The 21,569-nt window shown below is 69.6% G+C and carries 22 protein-coding genes; 7 read left to right on the top strand and 15 right to left on the bottom strand.

Annotated features, from left to right (window positions below; genetic code table 11):
• Positions 1 to 9: 9 nt before the first annotated feature.
• A complete protein-coding gene (locus B0I32_RS24110) occupies positions 10 to 480 on the bottom strand; it encodes a MarR family winged helix-turn-helix transcriptional regulator (RefSeq protein ID WP_245955995.1) in 471 nt (156 codons plus the stop codon).
• A 245-nt stretch (positions 481 to 725) separates the two neighbouring features.
• Between B0I32_RS24110 and B0I32_RS24105 the strand changes: the two genes are divergently transcribed.
• From B0I32_RS24105 to B0I32_RS24095, 3 genes are all read left to right on the top strand, one after another.
• Complete coding sequence (locus tag B0I32_RS24105; protein ID WP_106243291.1) at positions 726 to 2,279, top strand: extracellular catalytic domain type 1 short-chain-length polyhydroxyalkanoate depolymerase; 1,554 nt, start codon at positions 726 to 728, stop codon at positions 2,277 to 2,279.
• A gap of 204 nt (positions 2,280 to 2,483) precedes the next feature.
• Entirely contained in the window at positions 2,484 to 3,281 is a 798-nt protein-coding gene (locus B0I32_RS24100) for an SDR family oxidoreductase (protein WP_106243289.1), read from the top strand.
• A 92-nt stretch (positions 3,282 to 3,373) separates the two neighbouring features.
• Positions 3,374 to 4,255, top strand: a complete 882-nt coding sequence (locus B0I32_RS24095) for a helix-turn-helix transcriptional regulator (protein ID WP_219912000.1) — start codon at positions 3,374 to 3,376, stop codon at positions 4,253 to 4,255.
• A 47-nt stretch (positions 4,256 to 4,302) separates the two neighbouring features.
• Here B0I32_RS24095 and B0I32_RS24090 read toward each other — a convergent pair whose 3' ends face one another.
• Positions 4,303 to 5,322, bottom strand: a complete 1,020-nt coding sequence (locus tag B0I32_RS24090) for a ferritin-like domain-containing protein (RefSeq protein ID WP_106243284.1) — start codon at positions 5,320 to 5,322, stop codon at positions 4,303 to 4,305.
• 152 nt (positions 5,323 to 5,474) lie between these two features.
• On the bottom strand, positions 5,475 to 6,227 hold the full coding sequence (locus tag B0I32_RS24085; RefSeq protein WP_106243281.1) for an SDR family oxidoreductase: 753 nt from the start codon (positions 6,225 to 6,227) through the stop codon (positions 5,475 to 5,477).
• Positions 6,228 to 6,573: 346 nt separating this feature from the next.
• Between B0I32_RS24085 and B0I32_RS24080 the strand changes: the two genes are divergently transcribed.
• Positions 6,574 to 7,311: an SDR family NAD(P)-dependent oxidoreductase gene (locus B0I32_RS24080; RefSeq protein ID WP_106243279.1), complete on the top strand. Its 738-nt coding sequence runs from the start codon at positions 6,574 to 6,576 to the stop codon at positions 7,309 to 7,311.
• 97 nt (positions 7,312 to 7,408) lie between these two features.
• Here B0I32_RS24080 and B0I32_RS24075 read toward each other — a convergent pair whose 3' ends face one another.
• Positions 7,409 to 7,882 (bottom strand): MarR family winged helix-turn-helix transcriptional regulator, encoded by a 474-nt coding sequence (locus B0I32_RS24075; protein WP_106243276.1) that lies wholly within the window; start codon positions 7,880 to 7,882, stop codon positions 7,409 to 7,411.
• A gap of 92 nt (positions 7,883 to 7,974) precedes the next feature.
• On the opposite strand from B0I32_RS24075, the gene B0I32_RS24070 reads away from it, so the two are divergent.
• The gene (locus B0I32_RS24070; RefSeq protein ID WP_106243273.1) at positions 7,975 to 8,964 is read left to right on the top strand and encodes an NmrA/HSCARG family protein; all 990 of its coding nucleotides are present in this window, start codon (positions 7,975 to 7,977) and stop codon (positions 8,962 to 8,964) included.
• Between the two features lie 89 nt (positions 8,965 to 9,053).
• Here the strand turns inward: B0I32_RS24070 and B0I32_RS24065 are convergent, their stop codons facing one another.
• The 6 genes from B0I32_RS24065 to B0I32_RS24040 form a co-directional block, all read right to left on the bottom strand.
• The gene (locus B0I32_RS24065) at positions 9,054 to 9,773 is read right to left on the bottom strand and encodes a GntR family transcriptional regulator (protein WP_181307708.1); all 720 of its coding nucleotides are present in this window, start codon (positions 9,771 to 9,773) and stop codon (positions 9,054 to 9,056) included.
• 79 nt (positions 9,774 to 9,852) lie between these two features.
• Positions 9,853 to 11,337 (bottom strand): alpha/beta hydrolase family protein, encoded by a 1,485-nt coding sequence (locus B0I32_RS24060; RefSeq protein ID WP_219911990.1) that lies wholly within the window; start codon positions 11,335 to 11,337, stop codon positions 9,853 to 9,855.
• Positions 11,338 to 11,482: 145 nt separating this feature from the next.
• The gene (locus B0I32_RS24055; protein WP_106243268.1) at positions 11,483 to 12,202 is read right to left on the bottom strand and encodes a GntR family transcriptional regulator; all 720 of its coding nucleotides are present in this window, start codon (positions 12,200 to 12,202) and stop codon (positions 11,483 to 11,485) included.
• 103 nt (positions 12,203 to 12,305) lie between these two features.
• The gene (locus tag B0I32_RS57830) at positions 12,306 to 12,557 is read right to left on the bottom strand and encodes a response regulator transcription factor (RefSeq protein WP_181307741.1); all 252 of its coding nucleotides are present in this window, start codon (positions 12,555 to 12,557) and stop codon (positions 12,306 to 12,308) included.
• 65 nt (positions 12,558 to 12,622) lie between these two features.
• Positions 12,623 to 13,327: an alpha/beta fold hydrolase gene (locus B0I32_RS24045; protein ID WP_106243266.1), complete on the bottom strand. Its 705-nt coding sequence runs from the start codon at positions 13,325 to 13,327 to the stop codon at positions 12,623 to 12,625.
• Between the two features lie 63 nt (positions 13,328 to 13,390).
• Positions 13,391 to 14,194 carry an SDR family NAD(P)-dependent oxidoreductase gene (locus tag B0I32_RS24040; RefSeq protein WP_219911989.1) on the bottom strand — a complete coding sequence of 268 codons (804 nt, stop codon included), beginning with the start codon at positions 14,192 to 14,194 and terminating at the stop codon, positions 13,391 to 13,393.
• Positions 14,195 to 14,410: 216 nt separating this feature from the next.
• Between B0I32_RS24040 and B0I32_RS24035 the strand changes: the two genes are divergently transcribed.
• Together B0I32_RS24035 and B0I32_RS24030 are read left to right on the top strand one after the other, a co-directional pair.
• The gene (locus B0I32_RS24035) at positions 14,411 to 15,883 is read left to right on the top strand and encodes a dihydrolipoyl dehydrogenase family protein (protein ID WP_245955994.1); all 1,473 of its coding nucleotides are present in this window, start codon (positions 14,411 to 14,413) and stop codon (positions 15,881 to 15,883) included.
• Between the two features lie 195 nt (positions 15,884 to 16,078).
• Positions 16,079 to 16,744: a class I SAM-dependent methyltransferase gene (locus B0I32_RS24030; protein ID WP_106243261.1), complete on the top strand. Its 666-nt coding sequence runs from the start codon at positions 16,079 to 16,081 to the stop codon at positions 16,742 to 16,744.
• On the opposite strand, the gene B0I32_RS24025 is transcribed toward B0I32_RS24030, so the two are convergent.
• The 5 genes from B0I32_RS24025 to B0I32_RS57825 all read right to left on the bottom strand — a co-directional run bounded on the left by B0I32_RS24025 (position 16,727) and on the right by B0I32_RS57825 (position 21,553).
• Positions 16,727 to 17,524: an AfsR/SARP family transcriptional regulator gene (locus B0I32_RS24025; RefSeq protein WP_106243258.1), complete on the bottom strand. Its 798-nt coding sequence runs from the start codon at positions 17,522 to 17,524 to the stop codon at positions 16,727 to 16,729. The genes B0I32_RS24030 and B0I32_RS24025 overlap by 18 nt on opposite strands.
• A 415-nt stretch (positions 17,525 to 17,939) precedes the next feature.
• The gene (locus B0I32_RS24020) at positions 17,940 to 19,298 is read right to left on the bottom strand and encodes an acetyl-CoA carboxylase biotin carboxylase subunit (RefSeq protein ID WP_106243256.1); all 1,359 of its coding nucleotides are present in this window, start codon (positions 19,296 to 19,298) and stop codon (positions 17,940 to 17,942) included.
• A gap of 1 nt (position 19,299) precedes the next feature.
• The gene (locus tag B0I32_RS24015) at positions 19,300 to 19,734 is read right to left on the bottom strand and encodes an acetyl-CoA carboxylase biotin carboxyl carrier protein (protein ID WP_106243254.1); all 435 of its coding nucleotides are present in this window, start codon (positions 19,732 to 19,734) and stop codon (positions 19,300 to 19,302) included.
• Positions 19,731 to 21,392, bottom strand: coding sequence for an acetyl-CoA carboxylase carboxyltransferase subunit alpha (locus B0I32_RS24010; protein ID WP_106243251.1), 1,662 nt, complete (start codon positions 21,390 to 21,392; stop codon positions 19,731 to 19,733). Before B0I32_RS24010 ends, B0I32_RS24015 begins: the two co-directional genes overlap by 4 nt.
• A complete protein-coding gene (locus B0I32_RS57825; RefSeq protein ID WP_181307706.1) occupies positions 21,389 to 21,553 on the bottom strand; it encodes a hypothetical protein in 165 nt (54 codons plus the stop codon). Before B0I32_RS57825 ends, B0I32_RS24010 begins: the two co-directional genes overlap by 4 nt.
• Positions 21,554 to 21,569 lie beyond the last annotated feature (16 nt).

Genomic DNA, 21,569 nt, shown 5'->3' with positions numbered 1-21,569 from the left:
AGACCGGGGTCAGGGGCGCGGGTCCGGGTGGAGGGCTCGGGCGCACAGCGTGAGCGCTTCCGCGAGTGTCGTGCGGTCCGGGTCGTCGATCTCGGCGAGCATGACGGCTTCGATGCCGTCGAGGGAGCGGTCGCAGCGCCGGAGGGTGGTCAGACCTTTCGGGGTGAGGCGGGTGCGCAGAGCGCGGCCGCCACGGGGATGCGGGTCGCGGCGGATCAGGCCGCGTTGTTCGAGATCGCGGATGACCAGGTTCATCGCCTGCGGAGTGACGAAGGCGATACGGGCCAGGTCGGCCGAGGATGGGGCGTCGCGCAGGCGCAGCTCGCTGAGCGCCATGTATCCGGTGGTCGTCATGCCGTGCCGGGCGAGCGCTTCATCCAGGCAGGCGCGGATGCGGCGTTCCAGCCGGAACACCAGGTAGCTCACACGGGGCGGCGGTGCGTCCGGCGCGGCGGCGGCGGGGACACCCGGATCGGTCACCAGGAGACGATATCGCGCCCCGTAAGTACGGGCTCCAATGTAAGTTTCCCACCCTGTTATCAAGGACCTTGATAGCAAGTTACTTGATAACCAGGGTAAACGGCTCACTGCCAGGTGAACCGGCGGGCGAGCGCACCAGGCGTGCATTGACGGTGGATCGCCGCCCTTTTATTTTCCAGCGACCGACGTCAATACGCGGCGGACCGATCCGCGGCGCGCCGCGGACATGGAGAGGAGGAGCGCGAATGAGACGATTGACCACGGTGCTGGCCGGTGTCTGCGCCGCAGCGCTCTTTGCCGTCATGACCGTTGTACTCGGATCGCCGGCCCTCGCCGCCACTCTGGTGGAGGTGACCAGCTTCGGCAGCAACCCGGGCAACATGCGGATGCACCTCTATGTGCCGGACTCGCGCCCGGCCTCGCCGGCGATCGTGGTCGCGATGCATGGCTGCGGTGGCTCCGGTCCCGGCTTCTACCAGGGCAGTGAGTTCGCCTCGCTGGCGGATCGACACGGCTTCATCGTCATCTACCCGACCGCCACCCAGTCGGCGGGGTTCGGCAACTGCTTCGACACCTGGTCGGACGCGGCCAAGCAGCGCGGCGGCGGCAGCGATCCGGTCTCGATCATCTCGATGATCGACTATGTCGAGCGGAACCATCAGGGAGACCCGAACCGGGTCTACGCCACTGGAAGCTCGTCCGGCGGCATGATGACCCAGCACATGCTCGCCGTCCACCCGGACGTGTTCAAGGCAGGGGCCTCCTTCATGGGTGTGCCCTTCAACTGCTTCGCCGGCGCCTCCGACTACCCGCCAGGGAGCAGCAGGTGCACCGGCGGGAGCATGGACCGGACACCTCAGCAGTGGGGCGACGCGGTCCGCCAGGCGTACCCGGGATATTCCGGGCCCCGCCCGCGCATGCAACTGTGGCACGGCACCAGCGACACCCTCGTGCCCTACTCGCTGCTGCGAGAGTCGATCGAGCAGTGGACCAATGTCTTCGGGCTGAGCCAGACCCCGACCAGCACCGACACCCCGCAGGCAGGCTGGAACCGCAGCCGGTACGCCAATCCGTCCGGCAGCGTGCAGGTGGAGGCGTACAGCATCCAGGGCGCCGGGCATGCTCTTCCGCAGAGCGGTATGGCCCGCTACGCCATCGAGTTCTTCGGCCTGACCACCAGCCCGACCGACACCACGCCGCCGACCGCCCCGGCCGGGCTCACCGCCTCGGGCACCACCGCGACCGGCACCAGCCTGACCTGGACGGCCTCCACCGACGACACCGGTGTGACCGGCTACGAGATCCTGCGCGCTCCCGGCGCGACGGGCGGCACGTTCACCCAGGTCGGCACCTCGGGCACGACCTCGTTCACCGACACGGGCCTGTCCGCGGCCACCACATACCGCTACCAGGTCCGGGCGCGCGATGCCGCCGGCAACGTCTCATCGGTCTCCGGCACCGTCCAGATCACCACGCAGGGAGGTACGACCGGCGCCTGCTCCGCCACTCCGACCGTGCAGTCCCAGTGGGGGAACGGGTACGTGATCCAGCCGCTGACCATCACCAACACCAGCACCTCGACGATGACCAGCTGGACCGTCACCTTCACCCTGCCGGCCGGGCACACCCTGACCGGCTCGTGGAACGCCACCATCAGCACCAGCGGCCAGACCGTCACGGTCAGAAGCGTCAGCCACAACGGCACGCTCGCGCCGGGCGCCGGCACCACCAGCTTCGGCTTCCAAGCGAGCAGGCCCAACGGCGACACCGCCCTGCCGTCCGGCTACACCTGCACCTGACCGTCAGCCTCAAGAAAGTGAAGAGGGAATTGTGGCAGCGGGAGCCGGCGCACCAGGCAAGAGGGGCTCTCCCAGTACCTGTTTCACCAGGGTCTCCCGGACGTCTAGGACGCCTGTCAGCCTGGGTGAGTCGGCTCCCAGCCACACAGAGGAAGAAGTAATGGATCCACGGGAGGCGCGCAACGACAGATGGGACGAAATTCAATGACGGACAACCAGTTCACCACTCACGCAGATCTTTTCGACCTGAGTGGGAAATGCGCACTTGTCACTGGCGGCACCAGAGGAATCGGGATGATGATAGCGCGCGGCCTTCTGCAGGCGGGCGCCCGCGTCATCATCAGCTCACGCAAAGCGGACGTGTGCGCGGAGGCACAGCGTCTGCTGTCCGAATTCGGCGACGTTCAAGCGATCCCCGCCGACCTGTCCAGGTACGACGAGTGTCAGCGTCTCGCCGATCTCGTCAAGGCGGAGCGCCTGGACATCCTCGTCAACAACGCGGGAGCGATGTGGCGTGAGCCGCTGGAGACGTTCCCGGCCGAGGCCTGGGGCTCGGTGATCGACCTCAACCTCAAGTCGCCGTTCTGGCTGGCGCAGGCGCTGCTCCCCGCACTGAGCAGGGCGGGCACCGCCGATGATCCCGCGCGGATCATCAACATCGGCAGCATCGCGGCCATCCACGTCGCCGATTCGCCCAACTACTCGTACGCCAGCAGCAAGGCGGGACTCCACCAACTCACCAGAGTGCTCGCCAGAGAGCTGGGCCCGCGGCACGTCACCGTGAACGCGGTAGCCCCAGGGCCGTTCCCGTCGCAGATGATGGCGTCCACGCTCGATGCCATCGGCGACGCGATCGCGGCGAAGGCCCCTCTGCGCCGGCTCGGCCGCGACGACGACATGGCGGGTATCGCCGTGTTCCTCGCCAGCCGGGCCGGGTCCTACCTCACGGGCGCCGTCATCCCGGTCGACGGCGGCATCGCCACGACCGCATCAGGCACCTGAGAGGCTGTGCCACACCTCCAGGCCGGGGTGGGGGTTACTCGCAGTACCTCCCTCCACCTGCGGACGGACCCTATGGTGAATGGGTGGCCACGATCGATATGCGCACTGAGATCAAAGAGTTCCTGAGCTCGCGGCGCGCGCGGATCGCGCCCGAGCGGGCCGGACTGCCCGCCTACGGCGGCAACCGCCGGGTCAAAGGTCTGCGTCGCGAAGAGGTGGCTCTGCTGGCGGGGGTGTCGGTCGACTACTACGTACGCATGGAGCGTGGCAGCCTCACCGGCGCCTCCGACGGGGTGCTCGACGCGTTGGCCTCTGCCTTGCAGCTCGACGAGGCCGAGCGCGATCACCTCTTCCACCTCGCGCGGCAGTCCAGGACGCCCGGCGGTGCCCGCCGCCGGCGACCCGCCGTGACCGTACGTCCGGCGCTTCAGCAGGTGCTCGACGCCATCACCGATGCGCCGGCGTGGATCTGCAACAGCCGTTATGACGTGCTGGCCACCAATCACCTTGCCCGCGCGCTGTATGCACCAATGCTGACCGGCACGCGGCGACCGGCGAACACCGCGCGGTTCGTGTATCTCGATCCCGAAGCAGCACGAACGTTCTTCGTCGACTACGACCGGATCGCCTTCGACGTGGCCGCGAAGCTACGCATGGAGGCCGGCCGCAATCCGCACGACGAGGAGCTGATCGCCCTGGTCGGTGAACTGTCGACACGCAGTGAACTGTTCCGGCGGCGGTGGGCATCTCAGGACGTCCGGCTCCACCGGTCCGGACGCAAGCGTGTGCACCATCCGGTGGTGGGCCGGCTCGACCTGGACGTCGAGTCGATGGAGCTGCCCGCCGAACCCGGCCTGCTCCTGAACGTCTACACCGCGCCGGCCGGCACGGCGACCGCGGAGGGTCTGGCCCTGCTGGCGTCGTGGGCGGCCGGCCAGGAGCGGCCGGCGACCGGGATCCACGCGCGCAGCTGATATCTCCCACCGGCGTGCACGGCTCCGAGCAGGTCTTCTTTCGCGGATCAGCCACGTGCTTCCGGCGGCACGTACGCGAAGGTAGGACCGGCGCCGCCGGGCAGCGCCATCAGGGCCTGTGCCTGGGCCCTGAGCGTGAACATGGTCCGGACGGCGTCCGTGAGCCGCTTCGGGTCGCCGTTGAACGCCTGCTCCAGCTGGTTCAGCAGCGTGCTGTAGCTGGTGTCGAACAGATCCTGCGCCGCCCGTACGGCACTGCCCGGCTCGGCCGGCCGCGGGTTGGGCGTCATCGGGACCACACCGTCCGGGTCGACGCCGACCTGCTCACCGGTCGGTCCGGACTTCGGGGTGTCGCCCCGCTGGTAACGGCGGCCGAGCTTGAGCTCCTGGAAGCGGTAGTAGTGCGCGACCTCTTCCCGTTCGGGGTGGAGGACGTCCTGGTCACCGTCCCACACGTCGCCGCCGGCGTTGCCCTCCCCCTGCTCGACGATCTCCCTCAGCGCGCCCAGCGCGGACTCCAGATCCTCGACGGCGAACAGCGCTCCGGCGGTGTGACGGAAGCGGGCGCCGTACACCTGCCGCGCGGGGTCTCCGCAGAAGACCTCCTTCTCGCCGAGCGTTTCGCACAGGTAGCGCAACCCCTGCTCGATCGCGGCGTAGAACTGCCCGATCGTCTCGTAGCCCTCGTCCTCCGGCGGCGCGCCGGGTGCCGCCGGCTGCTCCAGGCGCAGGAACATCTCCAGCGCCTCCGGGCCGAACGGCACCAGCGACAGCTCCAGATCGCTGTGCGGCAGCTTGCGCGGGTGCGGCGGCAGCATCTCCGGCGTGTCCAGGCGCGGCGTGCCGCCGACGGCGTTGAGCAGGTTCGCGGCCAGCGCCAGGTGCAGCATCTCCTCCACGAAGACGCCGCTCACCAGCTCGACGGCCGCCGGGTTGCGCTCAGGGTCGAGGGAGTACAGCGTGGTCAGGTACGGCGGCAGCGTCGCGTGCTCCAGCTCGATCGCCCATTGCAGGTGCTCGCGCAGGCTGTCGAGCGTGTCGATCCGCACCGGTCGTTCGTCGTTCATTCGTGTCAATCCTCGGGTTGTCGGCATGGCGGATCGGACCGCCGGCCGGTCGGCCGGCGGTCTGGTTCGATCCTGAATTCATGCGGGGACGGCGGCAGCCCGTCGCCGCGGGTACTTCGCCGGGGTTCAGGAGGGGCGCGCTGGGCCCGGCCCTACTTCGCGGTGGACTGGTCGAGCCAGTCGCGGTAGGTGATGGTGCCGAGCTGCGCGCCGTCACCGGGCACCAGCGAGCGCTCGCCGGGCACGCTGCCGAAGTAGCGCGCCTGCGGGTCGGTCACGACCTCGCGGGTGTCGCCCCAGGCGGCCAGCGCCTTGCGGAAGAACTCGTCCATCCTGTACGTGGTCGGCCCGGCGATCTCGATCCGGCCGTTCAGCGGCGTCCCCACCGCCGTCCTGCCGACCGCCTTGGCCACGTCGTCACCCGCGATCGGCTGGAACAGCACCGGCGCGATGTGCACCTTGCCGTCGACCGTGCCCTCGTCGGCGATGCCGCGGGCGAACTCGAAGAACTGGGTGGAGTGCACCAGCGAGAACGGGATGCCCGACTTCTCGATCAGCTTCTCCTGGGCGATCTTCGCCGCGAAGTAGTCGTTCTCCGGCATCCGCTCGGTCCCCACGATCGAGACCGCGACGTGGTGGCCCACACCCGCCGCCGCCTCGGCCGCCAGCAGGTTGCCGGTGGAGGTCTGGAAGAACTTCATCACGGCCTCGCGCTCGAACGAGGGCGAGTTCGACACGTCGATCACGACCTGGGCGCCCTTCAGCACCTCGGCCAGGCCCTCGCCGGTCAGCGTGTCGACGCCGGTGTTCGGCGCCGCGGCCACGGCCTCGTGGCCGTGCTCGCCCAGCTTCTTCACCAGCTTCGACCCGATGAGCCCGGTCCCGCCGATCACCACGATCTTCATTGCTGTTCCCTTTCTGCCTTTCGGGGCGCTGTGGTGCGCCCCCGCTGACAGCCAGGACAAGGCAGCCGCCTCGGTTGTGACAGGCGACCTCATGTTCGAGGGCAAAGGGTGCAATGTTCGCCTCACCGGGCGCGCCTCGCCACGACGCCCCCTCTTTCGCGGCAGCTGTCACAAGTCCGGACCCTGTCCGGTCTTAGCTGGCGGCCGGGGGCGACCCCGGCCAGCCGACGCTCGTCCGGGGAGACGACGCGGCTCGCTCAGTGCGAGTAACACCGTGCTCCCTCGTTGATCGCAACCGAGCTATCGCGGCATGACCGAAACCTGGGATTCTCTGCGAAGGAAGCACATGAGCAACACGTTGAACGGACTGGTCGCCCTCGTCACCGGAGCGTCGTCGGGCATCGGCGAGGCCACCGCGCTGGCCCTCTCAGCGGAAGGGGCACGGGTCGCGGTCGCGGCCCGGCGCGCCGACCGGTTGGAGTCGCTGGCGCGCAAGGCGCCCGATGAGATGCTGGCCCTCGACCTGGACGTGACCGACCAGGAGTCGGTACGGGCCGCGGTCGCGGCGACCGTCGAGCGCTTCGGCGCCCTGGACGTCCTGGTGAACAACGCCGGGGTGATGCTCAACGGCCCGATCCTGGGTGCGGACATCACGCAGTGGACCCGCATGGTCGAGACCAACCTGCTCGGCTCGATGTACATGGTCCACGCGAGTCTTCCCCACCTGCTGGAGCGCGGTGGCACGATCGTGCAGGTCTCCTCCACCTCGGGCCGGATCGCGTCGGCCTACTCCGGCGTCTATTCCGCGACCAAGTTCGGCATCGCCGCCTTCTCCGAGTCACTGCGGCAGGAGGTCACCACCCGGGGCGTCCGTGTCGTGGTCGTCGAACCCGGCTTCGTCGCCACCGAGCTGACCAGCCACAACACGGACCCCACGATGGTGGCCGCCGCGCAGGAGATGGCCGCCTCCATGCGCACCCTGCGGTCGGAGGACATCGCCAACGCCGTCGTGTACGCGGTCACCCAGCCGGAGCACGTCGCCGTCAACGAGATCCTCATCCGCCCGACCGACCAGACCCGATAGGCGACCTCCGCCACTCCGTACGTGCCACCGGCCGCACACCCGAACGCGGCGGAAGACGCACCGCGGGCCGGGACCGGGGGGCGGCGCGGGAGCATGCTCACAACGTGCAGTCCCGCTTCCGGTGCCGGTCGAGTGCGCGGAGCACGTCGGCGCAGGCCTGCGCGAAGCCGGCCAGCCGTTCGGGCCCCAGCACGTCGACGAACAGGGCATGCACCATCTCGGTGTGCTCGGGGACGGCCTTGCTGATCGCCGCGTAGCCCTTGTCGGTGAGCCGCACGTCGGGGTAGCGCCGGTCGTCGGAGTCCACTCGCTCGACCAGCCCGCGTTGCGCCATCCGGGTGAGCTGGTGGGACAGGCGGCTCTTCTCCCACTGGGTCGCGGCGGCCACCTCCGCGACAGGCATCTCCCGCCGCTCCGACTCCGTGAGCCGGACCAGGACCTCGAAGTCGGCCGCGGACAGGTCGCACTCGCGCTGCAGGTGCTGCTGCAGGTGCGAGTTGAGGTGCTTGGCCATTTCGATGTACGTGCGCCACATCCGGTCGGCCTCGCCGAGTTCCTGTTCCCATCCCATGACGCCCAGCCTACTCATTGCTTGACGTATCAACCTGGCGCTGTACGGTAGTCAGGTTGATACATCAACCTACCTGTGAGGAGTTGGTTTCCATGAGCGAGCAGCAGATCATCGCCGTGGTGGGCGCGACCGGAGCGCAAGGGGGCGGGCTGGTCCGCGCGATCCTCGACGATCGCAGCGGGCGGTTCGCCGCGCGAGCCCTGACCCGGGACCCGGCTTCGGCCCGGGCCACGGAGCTGGCCGCACTCGGGGCCGAGGTCGTCGGGGCCGACCTCGACGACGCCGACAGCCTGCGCAAGGCGTTCGACGGCGCCCACGGCGCCTTCGTGGTGACCAACTTCTGGGAGCCTCGTACACCCGAGGAGGAGCTGGTACGGCCCGCGACCGCCAGGGAGCGGGAGCAGGCCGGCAACGCGGCGCGGGCGGGACAGGAGGCCGGCGTACGGCATTTCGTCTGGTCCACGCTGCCCGACACCCGCGGCTACTTCCGGCCGGACGACGGGACGCCGACCTTCGGGGGCTCGTACAAGGTGCCGCACGCCGACGGCAAGGCCGAGGCCGACCGGTTCTTCCTGGAGTCGGGCGTGCCCACCACCTTCCTGCAGGCGAACGTCTACTACGAGGCGTTCCTGGACATGTTCGCGCCCCGGCGTGACGAGTCGGGCGCCCTGGTGCTGCCGCTCGGGTTCGGCGAGGCGCGGGTGGCCGCACACGCCGCGGAGGACGTCGGCAGGACCGCGCTGGGGATCTTCCGCCACGGGCTCGGGCTGGCCGGCCGGCGGGTGAGCGTCGCCGGGTCCCTGCTCACCGGCGAGCAGTACGCCGCCGCCCTGTGCCTGGCGCTCGGCGAGCCCGTCACCTACCAGTCGGTCAACCCCGCCCTGATCCGGGCCGCGGGATTCCCGGGCGCGGCCGAGGTCGGCAACATGCTCCAGTACCTGATCGCGGCCGCCCCGGACATCGCCGAGCTCATCGACTATGAGCAGCTGCGCGAGCTCAACCCGAGCCTGCAGTCATTCGACACGTGGCTGACCACCCACCTGCCGACCTCGGCGAACTTTTCCTCAAGTGCGCCGTCGTAACCGGTGGCGGCGGCGCCCCTCGATGGAGGCGGAGGCGGTGCCGGTGCCAGATTCCTCCGGCCGGAGGAGCCGTCGTAGAGGGGCGGGGTTCAGGGGCGGGGTGTTCCGCGGCGGCGGGCGGCTGTGACGTGGTGGGTGTAGGCCAGGTGGTCGGCTCGTTCCTCGTCGCCTTCGGCTATCGCGTCGAGGAGCGCCTGGTGCTCCCGGTACCGGCGGATGAAGCGTTCGGGCCGGCTGTCGATCCGCTCGATGGTGCGGTGCAGCCGTCCGTCCCGTGAGAACACCCGCGACTGCGCGAGCAGGGCCTCCATGACCGGGTTGCCCGCGGCGCTCTCGATCCGTTGGTGGAAGCGGGCGAGGATCGCCATCACCCGGGCCAGCGATTCGGCGCATTCGTTCAGCGTGCCGTCCCGCTGCGCGCTGGTGAGGCGGGCGACCAGCGCGTCCGCCTCGGCCAGGCTCTCGTACAGGCTGGTGACCAGTGCCTGCGATCGTTTGCGGGCGGCGAACCGGGCCACGAGCCCGCGCAGCCGGGCCTCCGTCTCGGCGATCTCGTCCAGCGTCTCGGGATCGTACCGCGCGATCTGCAGGGAGCGCGGCCCGGTGCGTACGACGACCCGTTCGTGGATGAGCTGCCGCAACGCCTCGCGTACGGGTGTCGGGCTCACGCCGAGCCGGGCCGCCAGCTCCCGCTCGGTGACCTTCTGCCCGCGCGCCAGCGTGCCGTCCTGCACCGCGGCGCGCAGCCAGGCGTACACCTGGTCGGCCAGGCTGGTGGCCCAGACGCCGCCCCAGGGATCGAATGCCACACCAACACCATATGCTGTAGCAAAAATGGGACACAAGCGCGGGCCCCAATGCCCCGAAGATGGCGGAGAGCGGGTCCCGTCAGGGTGCGATGCCGACGCCGTCGATCCGGCTCCAGGCGCGCTCCTGCGCGGCGGTCATCGCGGGCCAGCGCAGGCCGCCGGGCCGGGGCCGGATCTTGGTGGCGAACGCCTCTGGGTGGAAGCTCGAGTCGTAGTAGCATCCGCTGTCGTACGTGCGTTCGAAAGAATCGCAGGAGCGGGCGATCGCGTCCAGGGCCGGCTTCCGGCCGGTGCGTGCCCACTTGTCGAGCGCGGTGATGGAGGCGGCGTACTCGGAGTTGCTCAACTCGCCGTGCTCGGACTCCGTCGTGAACGTCTGGACGAGACGCCCGTCGCGGCCGGCGGCCTTGAGGGTGGCGCGGTAGGCCGCCTCGTGCTCGACGACGACCTGCGGGTCGTCGATCGCGTGCAGGGACAGGACCGGGATGTTCACCCGGCCGGTGAGGTCGCTGTCGTAGGACAGGTCGCGGCGCGCGCTGGGGTCGGGCGAGAATCGGGCCACGCCCGCGTTGAGCGCCTTGTCGTCGTGGGAGCCGGTGTAGCGCACGCCCCGGTTGCCGAACGGGTTACGGCCGTCGAGCCGCTTGAACACGATGTCCTGGAACAGGTAGGTCGCGTACAGCAGATCTGTTTTCAGGGACTTCTCCTGGATGCGGGTGACGGCGAGGATGTCGTCGAGATTGCGCTGCTGCCGCGCGGTCCGCTCGTCGGAGTCGATGCCGGTGCACTCCTGCAGGCGGGCCTGGATCGCGGCGGGCGTCAGGGTGGAGCCGGCGGGGAGCCCCTGCCACAGCGGGTACTGCCGCTCCGACGGGCGGGGAAGATTGCGGCAGTAGTACTGGTAGACCACCCGCAGGTCCACGCGGTGGTCGTAGCCGCGCGAGCCGCCGCTCAGATTGCCGCTGGTCAGCAGCATCCCGTGGTACGCGCCGCGCTTGGCGCCGTAGGTCTCGGCGACCTTGGCCGCGACGTTGCCGCCCCACGACTGGCCGTGGAGGTACGTGCGGGAGGGGCGGCCGAAGCGCGCCACGAACAGGCGGCGCACGTTCTCGGTGTCGGCGGCGGCCATCCTGACGCCGTAGCCGCCGCGCCGGTAGGAGGAGGCGGCCCAGGCGTATCCCTGGTCGACCATCACCGCCCAGCGCGCGAGGTCCTCGGTCGGGGTGGAGGCGTCGTAGGAGGCGTCGGGGCCGCCGTGGGCGTGCACGACGAGGGAGCCGTTCCAGCGCTTCGGGACGGCCATCGTGTAGTACGCGCCGTGGGTGTCCCGGCCGGTGTAGCAGGTGGCCTTGGCGGCCAGGCCGGACGGGCAGGCCGCGCGCCTGGGTTTCGTGGCGGGCGCGTCGGCCCTGGCGGCGGGTGTGACGGCTTGGGCGGAGGCGGCGGCCTGGGCGGGCGGGACGCCGAGCGGGCCGGCGAGCACGGCGGTGAGCAAGGTCACCGCCGTGATCACCGTGCGGCGGCGGCCGGGATGCGTCGGTGCGGACGCGTCAGAGGTGGTCAAGGAGTCGCTCCTTCGTACGCTCGGTGCGGTCCGCGGATCGGGTGGAAGGCAGGGGAAACGCCCCCTGCCAGGACCGCCCTTGGAGCGTAACGTTCTATGTGCTATAGCAAACAGCGGTCGACAGGCGCCCCGAGTGGAGGCACTGTCAGTCGAGGAAACGGCCGGCGATCCGGGAGACGTTCGAGTCGTGACTGTGGGCCCTCATCAGCTCCTCGGCCCGGTCCCCGTCACCGGCGGCGATGGCCGCGAAGATGGCCCGGTGCTGCCCGTAACGCTCATCGAGGCGCTCCCGGTGCTCACCGCGCGCCTGGGACAGCACGCTGTCGCGTCGCTCCGCCGTACCGAAGGCGTCGACGGTACGCAGCATCTGGATCAGCGTCGCGTTGCCGCCGGCCTCGTCCACGAGCAGGTGGAAACGCCGCATGAGCTCCTGGATCTCACCCACCAGCTCCCGCTCCCGCTCGCCACCCGGGGCGACCTGGCGCATCTCGGCACGCAGCGCGTCCGCCTCGTCGAGGCAGCCCGCCATCGCGCGCCGCTGGGCCGCCGTCGACTTCTCCGCGGCCAGCCGGGCGGCCAGCGCCCGGAGCACATCCTCGATCATGGTGAACTCGCGCAGTTCGTCCTTGCCGAACTCGGCGATGCGGACCGACCGCGGGCCCGTCCGCTCCACCAGCCGGTCCTGCTCCAACCGTCGCAGCGCCTCGCGGACGGGGGTCGCGCTGATGTTGAGCGACTCGGCCAGCCCGCGCTCGGTGACCTTCTCCCCCCGCCTCAGCGAGCCGGTGACGATGGCCTCACGGATCGCCGCGTACGCCTGGTCGCCGAGGGTCACCGGCGCGGGGAGCTGGGGAAGAGCGGCCATGGAGGGGATGGTATGTGCTACAGCATCCTTGTCAATCCGCCGCTGACGCGATCGCGCCCGGGAACTGCACCACCAAGCTCGGCACCGGGGAGCCCGACGAGCGTCATGTCCGTTCGATGACGATGCGGGTGAGTTCCACCCGCGAGGCGATGCTGAGCTTGCGGAACGCCTGGCGGAGGTGGTGGGCGACGGTGTGGGGGCTGAGGTACATGCGCCCGGCGACCTGTTTGTTGTTCAGCCCCTGCGCGACGAGTTCGGCGATGGCCTGCTCCGTGTGGGTGAGGCTGTTCCAGCCGGAGACCGGCTTGCCGGGTACGGCCGTCCAGTGGCGGTCGCGGATGCCGAGTCGGCGCAACCGGCGCCGGACGCGGGCCTGGTCGCGGTCGGCGCCGGCCTGCCGGTACCCGGCGAGCGCCTCTTTCAGGCGGTGGATCGTCTGGTTCCGGTCGCCTTGGTCGCCGTACAGGACGCCGAGGTCCTCTGCCGCGGAGGCCGCGTCCCGTCGCGGAAGAGCGCGAACTGAATGGCGTCGTTGCCTGGTCGCGACAGGAGCGCGTAGTCGTGGTGCCAGGCGTCGGGGCTGACGAGGGTCTCGTCCGGGACGCTGGTGACGTACTGCCACCGGGTGGTCTCCAGGCTCAGCGCGCCCCTGACGGCCTCTTCGGTCCGCGGGGTCTGGACGTCCTGGTAGTCCCATACGGTCTTCCAGAAGCTCTCGACGAATCCGGCCTCGTAGCCGTTGCCGTTCTGCGTGATGATCGCCGTGATGGCCCGCGGGTCGGCCAGCGCGAGCCGCCAGCCGATCGGTGCGCCGTAGTCGGGCACGTAGACGGCGTAGCGGGTGACCCCCAGTTCGTCGAGCAGGCCGGCGGTCAGCCGGTGGAGGGCGTCGAAGGTGTGGTCGAACGCGTCGGCGGGCGGGGCGTCGGAGAGCCCGAATCCGAGCAGGTCAGGAGCGATCACCCGGTACTGCCCCGCCAGCGGCGGGATCAGGTCGCGGAACATGAACGAGCTGGTGGGAAAGCCGTGCAGGAGCACGACGACCGGCGCGTCGGCCGGTCCTGCCTCACGGTAGAACAGCCGGTGCCCTCGCACCGTCGCGTAGCGGTGATGAACGGACGCCATGATCGATTCCTCCGGTGGCGGTCCGGATCCGACCGCTCCTGAGGCGGCCGGATCCTCGCTGAGTCAGTTACGTCCTGCCATGACGCCGCCGTCGACGTTCCAGACGGCGCCGGTGACCCAGTCGGTCGCCGGGGACAGCAGGAAGGTGATGGTGTTGGCCACGTCCCGGACGGTGCCGATCCGGCCGGCGGGGTGGAAGGCGTCGAAACTGCGCAGCGTCGCCTCCAGTTGCTCCTCCGGCACGAACTTCTCGTAGATCGGCGTCGCGACCACGGCCGGGGCCACGGTGTTCACCCGGATTCCGTGCGGCGCCAGTTCCAGCGCCAGGTTGTGGGTCAGGGAGTGCAGCCCGCCCTTGGCCAGGGAATAGCCGGACGACGGCGTCGCCCCGACCGCCTGGTGCGCCCACATGCTGCCGATGTTCACGATCGACCCGCCCTGCCCGCTCTCGGACATGCCCCTGGCCACCGTCTGGGTCAGGAAGAAGATCGCCCGGTCCAGCTGCTGGTAGGCGTCGTAGTCCTCGCCCACGTAGTCGAGGAACGGCTTGGGCAGGAACAACCCCGCGGCGTTGACCAGCAGCGTCGCGTCGGCGTGCTCGGCCGCCAGGTGCCAGCGGGTCTCCTCGGCGGCCGTCGGATCGGACAGGTCCGCCGCGATCCCGGCCGCGCGGCCGTCACCGCCCAGTTCCTTGACGGTGGCCTCCACCTTGGCGGGGTTCCGCCCGATGATGACGGCCGTTCCCCCTGCTCCGACCACGTCCGCGGCGGTCTGGCGGCCCATGCCGCTGCTGCCCCCGACGACGATGAGTTTCCGCTCCGCGAAGACCGGCATGGATTCCATCCGGTCGAGCCAGTTCATGCTCATCCAGCACTCCCTTCCGCTTCGGCGCCCTGCCCGCCATGGGCCGGCGCCCTGGTCACGACCCACGTCACCCGGCCGGGCCGGAGCCCACATCGTCAAAGCGGCTAATCCCGGCGTGCATCGGGGTGCCCTTCGAAACCGTCAAGTACGGGGATGTCGCGGCCTTCGACGGCGGCGTACCAAGGCAGGAGTCACCGCAACGAGGAAGAGGAGCAGGCCGTGAGCGCACACGAGGCCGCCGAGGAATACGACGTGATCGTGATCGGCACGGGACCGGTCGGGCAGACGATCGCCGAGCGGGTCCGCTCGGCCGGGCTGACCGTGGCCGCCGTGGAAAGAGAGCTGGTCGGCGGCGAATGCTCGTACTGGGCCTGCATTCCGAGCAAGGCGATGCTCCGGCCCGTCACGGCGCTCGCCGACGCCCGCCGGATCGGCGGAGCCCGCGAGGCGGTGACCGGGAACGCGGACGCCACGGCCGTGCTCGCCCGGCGGGACGCCTGGGTGACCGGCTGGGACGACCGGGGGCAGGCTCGGTTCCTGAAGGACATCGGCGCCGACCTGATCCGCGGCCACGCGCGCCTGGACGGCCCGCGGCGCGTGTCCGTGGAGCTCCCGGGCGGCTCCGCCGTCGCCCTGACCGCCCGCCACGCGGTGGTCGTCTGCACCGGCAGCCGCCCGAACTACCCCGAACTGCCGGGCCTGGCCGACGTGCGGCCGTGGACGAACCGGGAGGCCACCGACTCCCCCAAGGTCCCCGGGCGGCTGGCCATCATCGGCGGCGGCGGGGTCGGCGTCGAGATGGCCACCGCCTGGCAGGGGCTGGGGTCCTCCGTCACCCTGCTGGCACGGTCCGAAGGGCTGCTGCCGAAGATGGAGCCCTTCGTCGGCGAGATGATCGCGCGCTCCTACGCCGAGGCCGGCATCGACGTACGGATCGGGGTCACCGTCGAGGGCCTGCGCCGCCAGGACCGCACCGGCCCGGTCACCCTGTCCCTCGCGGGCGGTGCGGAGCTGGAGGCCGACGAGGTGCTCCTCGCCATCGGGCGCAGGCCGCTGACCGGCGACATCGGCCTGCAGACCGTCGGCCTGGAGCCGGGCTCATGGCTGGAGGTGGACGACACCTGCGCCGTCCGCGCCGTCGCGGGCGACAGATGGCTGTACGCGCTCGGCGACGTCAACGGCCGCGCCCTGCTCACCCACCAGGGCAAGTACCAGGCTCGCGTGGCCGGCGCCGTGATCGCCGCCCGTGCGGCCGGACGGCCGGTGGACCCCGCCCCGTGGGGCCCGCACGCCACCACCGCCGACAGCCGTGCGGTGCCGCAGGTCTACTTCTGCGACCCGCAGGCCGGCGCGGTGGGCCTGACCGCCGACCAGGCCGAACGCGCCGGGCACCGGATCCGCGTGGTCGACGTCGACACCGGCGGGAAGGTCGCCGGAGCGGGACTCTACGCGGACGGCTACACCGGCCGCGCCCGCATGGTCGTGGACGAGGACCACGGCCTGCTGCTCGGCGTCACCATGGTCGGCCCCGCGATCGAGGAACTGATCCACTCGGCCACCGTCGCCGTCGCCGCCCAGGTGCCGGTCAGCCGCCTCTGGCACGCGGTGCCCTGCTTCCCGTCCATCAGCGAGGTCTGGCTCCGCCTGCTCGAGGCCTACCGCGACACGACGACCGCCGAGCAGCGGCACTGAGCCGAGCCACCACCGCTTCGCCCGGCACGCGATCTCACCGACTCGAAGGCCCGGTTCACCCTACCTCGTCGTCTGAGAGCCGGACCCCGTGGTCACTCGAACGGCCTCCTAAGGCGCCTTGACCAGAGAGGTGTTCGCTTGAGGCGCAGCCATCCGAGAAGCGGCGGCGCCCTTCGCGAGATCACCGGAGACCCGATGAGAACCGATCACTGGAAGAGTTCGACGAACGTGTCGCTCTACGACCGCGTCGTCGAACGGCAGCGCCTGGCACGCGTCATGGCATGGCTGCTGTGGGGCGCCAGGCTGAGGTCGTGGTACAGGGAACTCGACGATCTGGGAAGCATGGCGGCGAGCAAGTCGGTGCTCGACGTGCCGTGCGGAGGCGGCGTGGCGTTCCGCGGTCTGCGGGCGTCCGTCGGTCCGCGTTACGTGGCTGCCGATCTGTCCTCCGTGATGCTGGACAGGGCCAGGACGGAGGCGGCTCGCCGTGGCCTGACCCACATCGAGTTCGCGCAGGCCGACGTGGCGCACCTGCCGTACCCGGACGAGACCTTCGACCTGTGTGTCAGCTACAACGGGCTGCACTGCTTCCCCGATCCCCCGTCCGCTGTCGCCGAGATGGCGCGGGTGCTCCGGGCGGGAGGGGAGTTGATCGGGACGGCCATCGTGCTGGGTGCGGGCCGCCGCCAGGACGCGGTGATCGCCAAGAATCGCGAGCTCGGCATATTCGGGCGGGTCGGGACGGGCGCCGAGGTGCGCGGCTGGCTGGGTGCCGCCGGGTTCGGCGATCTGCGGTTCAGGCACAGTGGCGCCATGCTGTTCTTCCGCGCGACCAGGAACGGCTCAGCCGGCTTCCACTGACGGGACGCGCAGGTGCTCCTGTCCCGCTTCGCCGCTTTTCAGGACGGCCCGCTGAAGCTGCTGGAGTTCGAGAGAAGGCTCGATCCCCAGCTCTTCCTGCAGGGTCCGCCTGAGCACCTGATAGACCTGGAGGGCTTCGCCGCGGCGCCCTGACCGTTGCAGCGTCCTCATGAGTTGTGCGTAGAACCATTCGTTGAGCGGATATTCGGCGATGAGCTGTTTCAGCTCGCCCACCATGTCGCGATGACGGTTCATCAGCAGATCCATCTGTATCCGCATCTCCAGAGCCTGGAGGCGCTGTTCCTCCAGATGCGCGACATGCGCTCTGAGCAGAGGGCCGCGCGGGATGTCTTCCAAGGCTCCACCGCGCCACAGCCGTAACGCCCGCCACAGCAGGCGGGAGGCTTCCACGCGGTCGCCCTCTTTGAAATGCGCCCGCGCATTGGCCAGATGCTCGCGGAACACCGCCACGTCAAGCTGTTCGGGAGCGAGATGGAGGATGTAACCCGGGGAGGCGGTTTCGAGCAGTTCGCCTTCCGGGCCGTCACACAGCCGGCCGAGGTTCTTGCGAATCTGGTAGACGTACGTCTGAGCCGTGGTCGTGGCGCTCCGGGGCGGTGCGTCTCCCCAGAGTTCCTCGATGATGGACTCCAGTGACACGATCCGATTGGCGCGAACCGAGAGTAACCCCAGGACCTGACGCTGCTTCGGGGGGCGTGGCGAGTAGATTTTATCTTGGATTTCAAGCTCCAAGGTGCCGAGTACTCGCAATCGAGTCATTTCAGTGCTCCAGGATGGGCGCGAAGGCAGATGCTGGCATGACTTTCAGCGGCGGAGCATTCATGGCGCGTCACTTTGCGACGGGAGGCTCCCCCATTGGCAGAGACATTTTATCTTTATTGAGTTTCGTTCATGCTAGGTCAATTGATCTGGGCAGGCAAGGACTCCGCACTTCACGCCGCTCAGCGCCGGTTGTGCTCGGCGGAAAATTCGCAGGATTGCCATCTCACCGGGCCGCATCAAGGCGGTCCGGTGCGGCCATGACAACGAGACAATGCCGTATACTCCCAGCTCGTAGCGGCGCGGCTACGACCTGGGACGCGTTGAAGCCCGCCCGGCAGAGCGCTCCGTCGCATGCGCGCCGTATACTCGACATATACTGGCTATATACCGAATGCTCGTTCCTTCCGCCCTCCTACCGCTCCTTTCTCTCGGAGATGAGCTTCTGGACGAGTGCGGTCGTGTGTTTTCCGTCCTGATACGCCGGATGCGTAATCACCTCCTCGATGAATGTGAGCGTTGTTCGTATTCCCGGTCCCGAGACCCGGAGTTCGCCGAGGGCGCGGGTCATGCGATTGAGCGCCTGCTGGCGGTCGGGCCCCCATGACACGATCTTCGCCAGGAGCGAGTCGTACTCAGCGGGAATGGTGTATCCGGTGGTGGCATGGCTGTCCGTCCTGATGAACGGCCCGGCGGGCGGCACGAACTCGGTGAGAGTGCCCGGCGTCGGCGTGAACCCCTTCTCCGGATCCTCGGCGTTGAGCCTGCACTCGATGGCCACACCGCGCAGCGATATGTCGCTCTGGGACACCGAGGCCGGCAGCCCTCCCGCGACTCTGATCTGCTCGCGTACCAGGTCGAGCCCCGTCACCATCTCGGTGACCGGGTGCTCCACCTGGATCCGGCAGTTGATCTCCATGAAGTAGAAGCGCCCGAGCTCGTCGACGAGGAACTCGAAGGTGCCGAGTCCTCGATAACCCAGGCGCCTGGCCGCCTCCATCGCCCCTGCTGCCATCCTTCCGGCCAGGTCAGGAGCCAGGCCGGGCGCCGGGGTCTCTTCGACCAGCTTCTGGTGCCGCCGCTGCACCGAGCAGTCGCGCTCGCCGAGGTGCAGCACGTTGCCGTGGTTGTCGCACAGCACCTGGATCTCGATGTGCCGCGCGTTCTCGACGAAGCGCTCCAGGTAGACGCGACCGTCGTTGAAGGCCGCGTTGGCCGTGGCGCGGGCGTTGCGATAAGCCTGCGGGAAGTCCCTGAGGCTGTGGACGACGCTCAGCCCGCGCCCGCCTCCGCCCGCGCAGGCCTTCAGGATGACCGGAAAGCCGATGGCATCGGCCAGCTCGCGCGCCTCGGTGCTCTCCAGGGCGCGCTCGCTCCCCGGCAGTACCGGCAGGCCGGCCTCGGCCATCAGCTTGCGGGCCTCGGCTTTGTCACCGAACTGAGCGATGAGGCCGGGCGGAGGACCGATGAAGGTCAGTCCCTCCATCTCGCAGATCTCCGCGAAGTCCGGGTCCTCGGACAGGAAACCGTACCCCGGATGGATCGCCTCGGCCCCCGTGGCCTTACCCGCCTCGATGATCGCGGGGATGTTGAGGTAGCTGTGCCTGATGGCGGCAGGGCCGATGTGCACGGCCTCGTCCGCGAAGCGCACGACGGGAGAATCGCGATCAGGGGTGGAGTAGACCGCGATCGTCCGTAAGCCCATCTCCCGGCAGGTTCGCGCGATCCTCAACGCGATCTCGCCGCGGTTGGCTATCAGTACGCTGTTGAACATCTCACCCTTCCATCGCGATCTCGATCAATGGGTGGTCGTACTCCACGGACGTCGCGTCCGGTACGAGGATCCGCCGGACGATCCCTGAACACTTGGTCTCGATCGGTGTCATGAGTTTCATGGACTCGATGACTCCCACCTGCTGGCCCGCGACGACTTCGGCGCCCTCCTCGACGAATGGCGGCGCGCCGGGTTTGGCCGCGCGGTAGAAGGTGCCGATCATCGGCGCGCGCACACACTCCATCCGCTCGGCGCCGTCGTCCGGCGCATCGAGCGCCTCGGTGGCCGGGGCCGGCCGGGCGGGTCCGGTGGCGGTGTCCGGCCACTCCACCTCAAGGCTGTTGGAGCCCTGCTGTACGCGGATGCGCGTGGGCGTTTCCGGCAACTGCCGCAGCAACGTCACCAGCTGATGGGCCAGGTTCTCTGCGTCGTTCACAAGCTGACCTCCTTCTTTACCGGCTGCGCTCCGAAGCGGGCGAAGCGGGCACGGCGCCCGCGGACGAGTGCGTCGGAGTCCCAAGGAGTGAGCTCGTCGAGAGCCGCGGTGAGGCGCGCCCGCAGGATCTCCGCGGCTCGCGCGTGGTCGCGCTGAGCTCCCCCGGGAGGCTCGGGCACCATGTCGTCGACGATCCCCAGGCGCAACAGGTCCGACGGCGTCACCTTCAGCGCCCGGGCGGCCGTCGGGGCGGCGTCCTGCGATCGCCAGAGGATGCTCGCACATCCCTCAGGTGAGATGACCGAGTAGACCGCGTGTTCCAGAGCCAGGACGCGGTCGGCGAGCGCCAGAGCCAGCGCGCCACCGCTCCCGCCCTCGCCGGTGAGCACCGCGATCAGCGGGACGCGCAGTCCGGACATGAGGCGGAGGCTGGCGGCGATGGCGTTCATCTGCCCGTTCGCCTCGGCCTCCACGCCCGGATAGGCGCCCGGTGTGTCGATGAGCGTGATGATCGGGATGCGGAGCTTCTCCGCCAGCGCCATCAGCCTGGCGGCCTTACGGTATCCGGCCGGTGAGGCCATCCCGAAGTTCCGCCGCGCCAGCTCCGCCGCGTCATGGCCCTTCTGCTGGCCGATGATGCCGACCGGTCGTCCGGCCAGGTGACCGAATCCGGCGATCATGGCGGGGCAGTCTCCGGAGACCCGGTCCCCGTGCAGCTCCTTGAACCCGTCGTACATGTGGTGGATGTAGTCCAGGGTGGTGGGCCGCTCCAGCTCGCGCGCCCTGCGTACCATCTGCCAGGGGTCCGAGGTCTCCGGCTCCCCGAGCCGGTCGGGCGGCGTCACCGGCAGGAGGACGTCGCCGCCGGACGGCGGATCCGTGAGGGAGAGCAGCCTGGACAGGACCGTGCGCAACCTGACGCGGGGTACGACGTCGTCGATGAGACCGTGCTCCATGAGGGAGGACGCGGTCTGGAAGTCGGCGGGCAGTCGTTTTCCGATCGTCTGCTCGATGACCCGCTTCCCGGCGAACCCCATGCGGGCGCCCGGCTCGGCGATGATCACATCGGTCTGTGTGGCGAAGGAGGCGGCCACGCCGCCGAACGTGGGATCGGTGACGATGGTGATCGTCAGGACACCCGCCTCGTCGAGCTCGGCCAGCGCCTGGCTCGTCCTGGCCATCTGCATGAGCGCCAGGACGCCCTCCTGCATGCGAGCGCCACCGGAGGCGGTCACCACGATCAGCGGGATCCGCTCCTGACGAGCGGCGTCCGCCGCGCCGACCACCAGGTCACCTACGCTGGCGCCCAGGCTGCCGCCGAGGAACGCGAAGTCCATCACCAGCAGGATCACCGGCCGGCCCTCGATCGTGCCCCGCACGCTGACCGCGGCATCGCACAGGCCCGTGGCCGCACGCGCCGCCGCGAGCCGGTCGGGATAGGCCATCCGGTCGGTGAAACCGAGCGGATCTCCGGCCGGGGTCCCGAAGTCCATCTCGCCGGCCGAGCCCTGGTCGAGGAGCTGGTCGATCCGCTGGAACGCGTCGAGTCTGGCGTGGTGGCCGCACTCGCGGCACACCTGGAGCTCCTGCTCGAACCTCTTCCGGTACAGGCGGACGCCGCACTGCCGGCAGACGATCCACACCGGGGCTTCCGTCACCGATCCGTCCTCTCTTCCGTCTCGGGCGGGAACGGGATCATGGGGGTGAAGGTGAGGTAGTCCCACTGGTGCCACGTGGCGCCGATCTCGCTGAGCCCGCTCAGCAGGTAGGCGCCAATGCGACGGATCAGGCGGCGGACCGAGGTCTTCGCGAGGCTCATGCGCCGTGTCACCTCT

The sequence above is a fragment of the Nonomuraea fuscirosea genome (assembly GCF_003001935.1).
Classification (GTDB): Bacteria; Actinomycetota; Actinomycetes; order Streptosporangiales; family Streptosporangiaceae; genus Nonomuraea; species Nonomuraea fuscirosea.
The sequence above is the reverse complement of the archived record's forward strand: the minus strand, read 5'-3'. Positions and strand labels throughout refer to the sequence as shown.

Bases quoted from the DNA above. Each gene is read 5' to 3' on its own strand.
- B0I32_RS24045 (WP_106243266.1), bottom strand. From the start codon at position 13,327: ATGGCGTCCGTTCATCACCGCTACGCGACGGTGCGAGGGCACCGGCTG.
- B0I32_RS24020 (WP_106243256.1), bottom strand. From the start codon at position 19,298: ATGTTCAACAGCGTACTGATAGCCAACCGCGGCGAGATCGCGTTGAGG.
- B0I32_RS24080 (WP_106243279.1), top strand. From the start codon at position 6,574: ATGAGCAACACGTTGAACGGACTGGTCGCCCTCGTCACCGGAGCGTCG.
- B0I32_RS24030 (WP_106243261.1), top strand. From the start codon at position 16,079: ATGAGAACCGATCACTGGAAGAGTTCGACGAACGTGTCGCTCTACGAC.
- B0I32_RS24090 (WP_106243284.1), bottom strand. From the start codon at position 5,322: ATGAACGACGAACGACCGGTGCGGATCGACACGCTCGACAGCCTGCGC.
- B0I32_RS24070 (WP_106243273.1), top strand. From the start codon at position 7,975: ATGAGCGAGCAGCAGATCATCGCCGTGGTGGGCGCGACCGGAGCGCAA.
- B0I32_RS24075 (WP_106243276.1), bottom strand. From the start codon at position 7,882: ATGGGATGGGAACAGGAACTCGGCGAGGCCGACCGGATGTGGCGCACG.
- B0I32_RS24105 (WP_106243291.1), top strand. From the start codon at position 726: ATGAGACGATTGACCACGGTGCTGGCCGGTGTCTGCGCCGCAGCGCTC.
- B0I32_RS24055 (WP_106243268.1), bottom strand. From the start codon at position 12,202: ATGGCCGCTCTTCCCCAGCTCCCCGCGCCGGTGACCCTCGGCGACCAG.
- B0I32_RS57825 (WP_181307706.1), bottom strand. From the start codon at position 21,553: ATGAGCCTCGCGAAGACCTCGGTCCGCCGCCTGATCCGTCGCATTGGC.
- B0I32_RS24085 (WP_106243281.1), bottom strand. From the start codon at position 6,227: ATGAAGATCGTGGTGATCGGCGGGACCGGGCTCATCGGGTCGAAGCTG.
- B0I32_RS24025 (WP_106243258.1), bottom strand. From the start codon at position 17,524: ATGACTCGATTGCGAGTACTCGGCACCTTGGAGCTTGAAATCCAAGAT.
- B0I32_RS24100 (WP_106243289.1), top strand. From the start codon at position 2,484: ATGACGGACAACCAGTTCACCACTCACGCAGATCTTTTCGACCTGAGT.
- B0I32_RS24040 (WP_219911989.1), bottom strand. From the start codon at position 14,194: ATGAGCATGAACTGGCTCGACCGGATGGAATCCATGCCGGTCTTCGCG.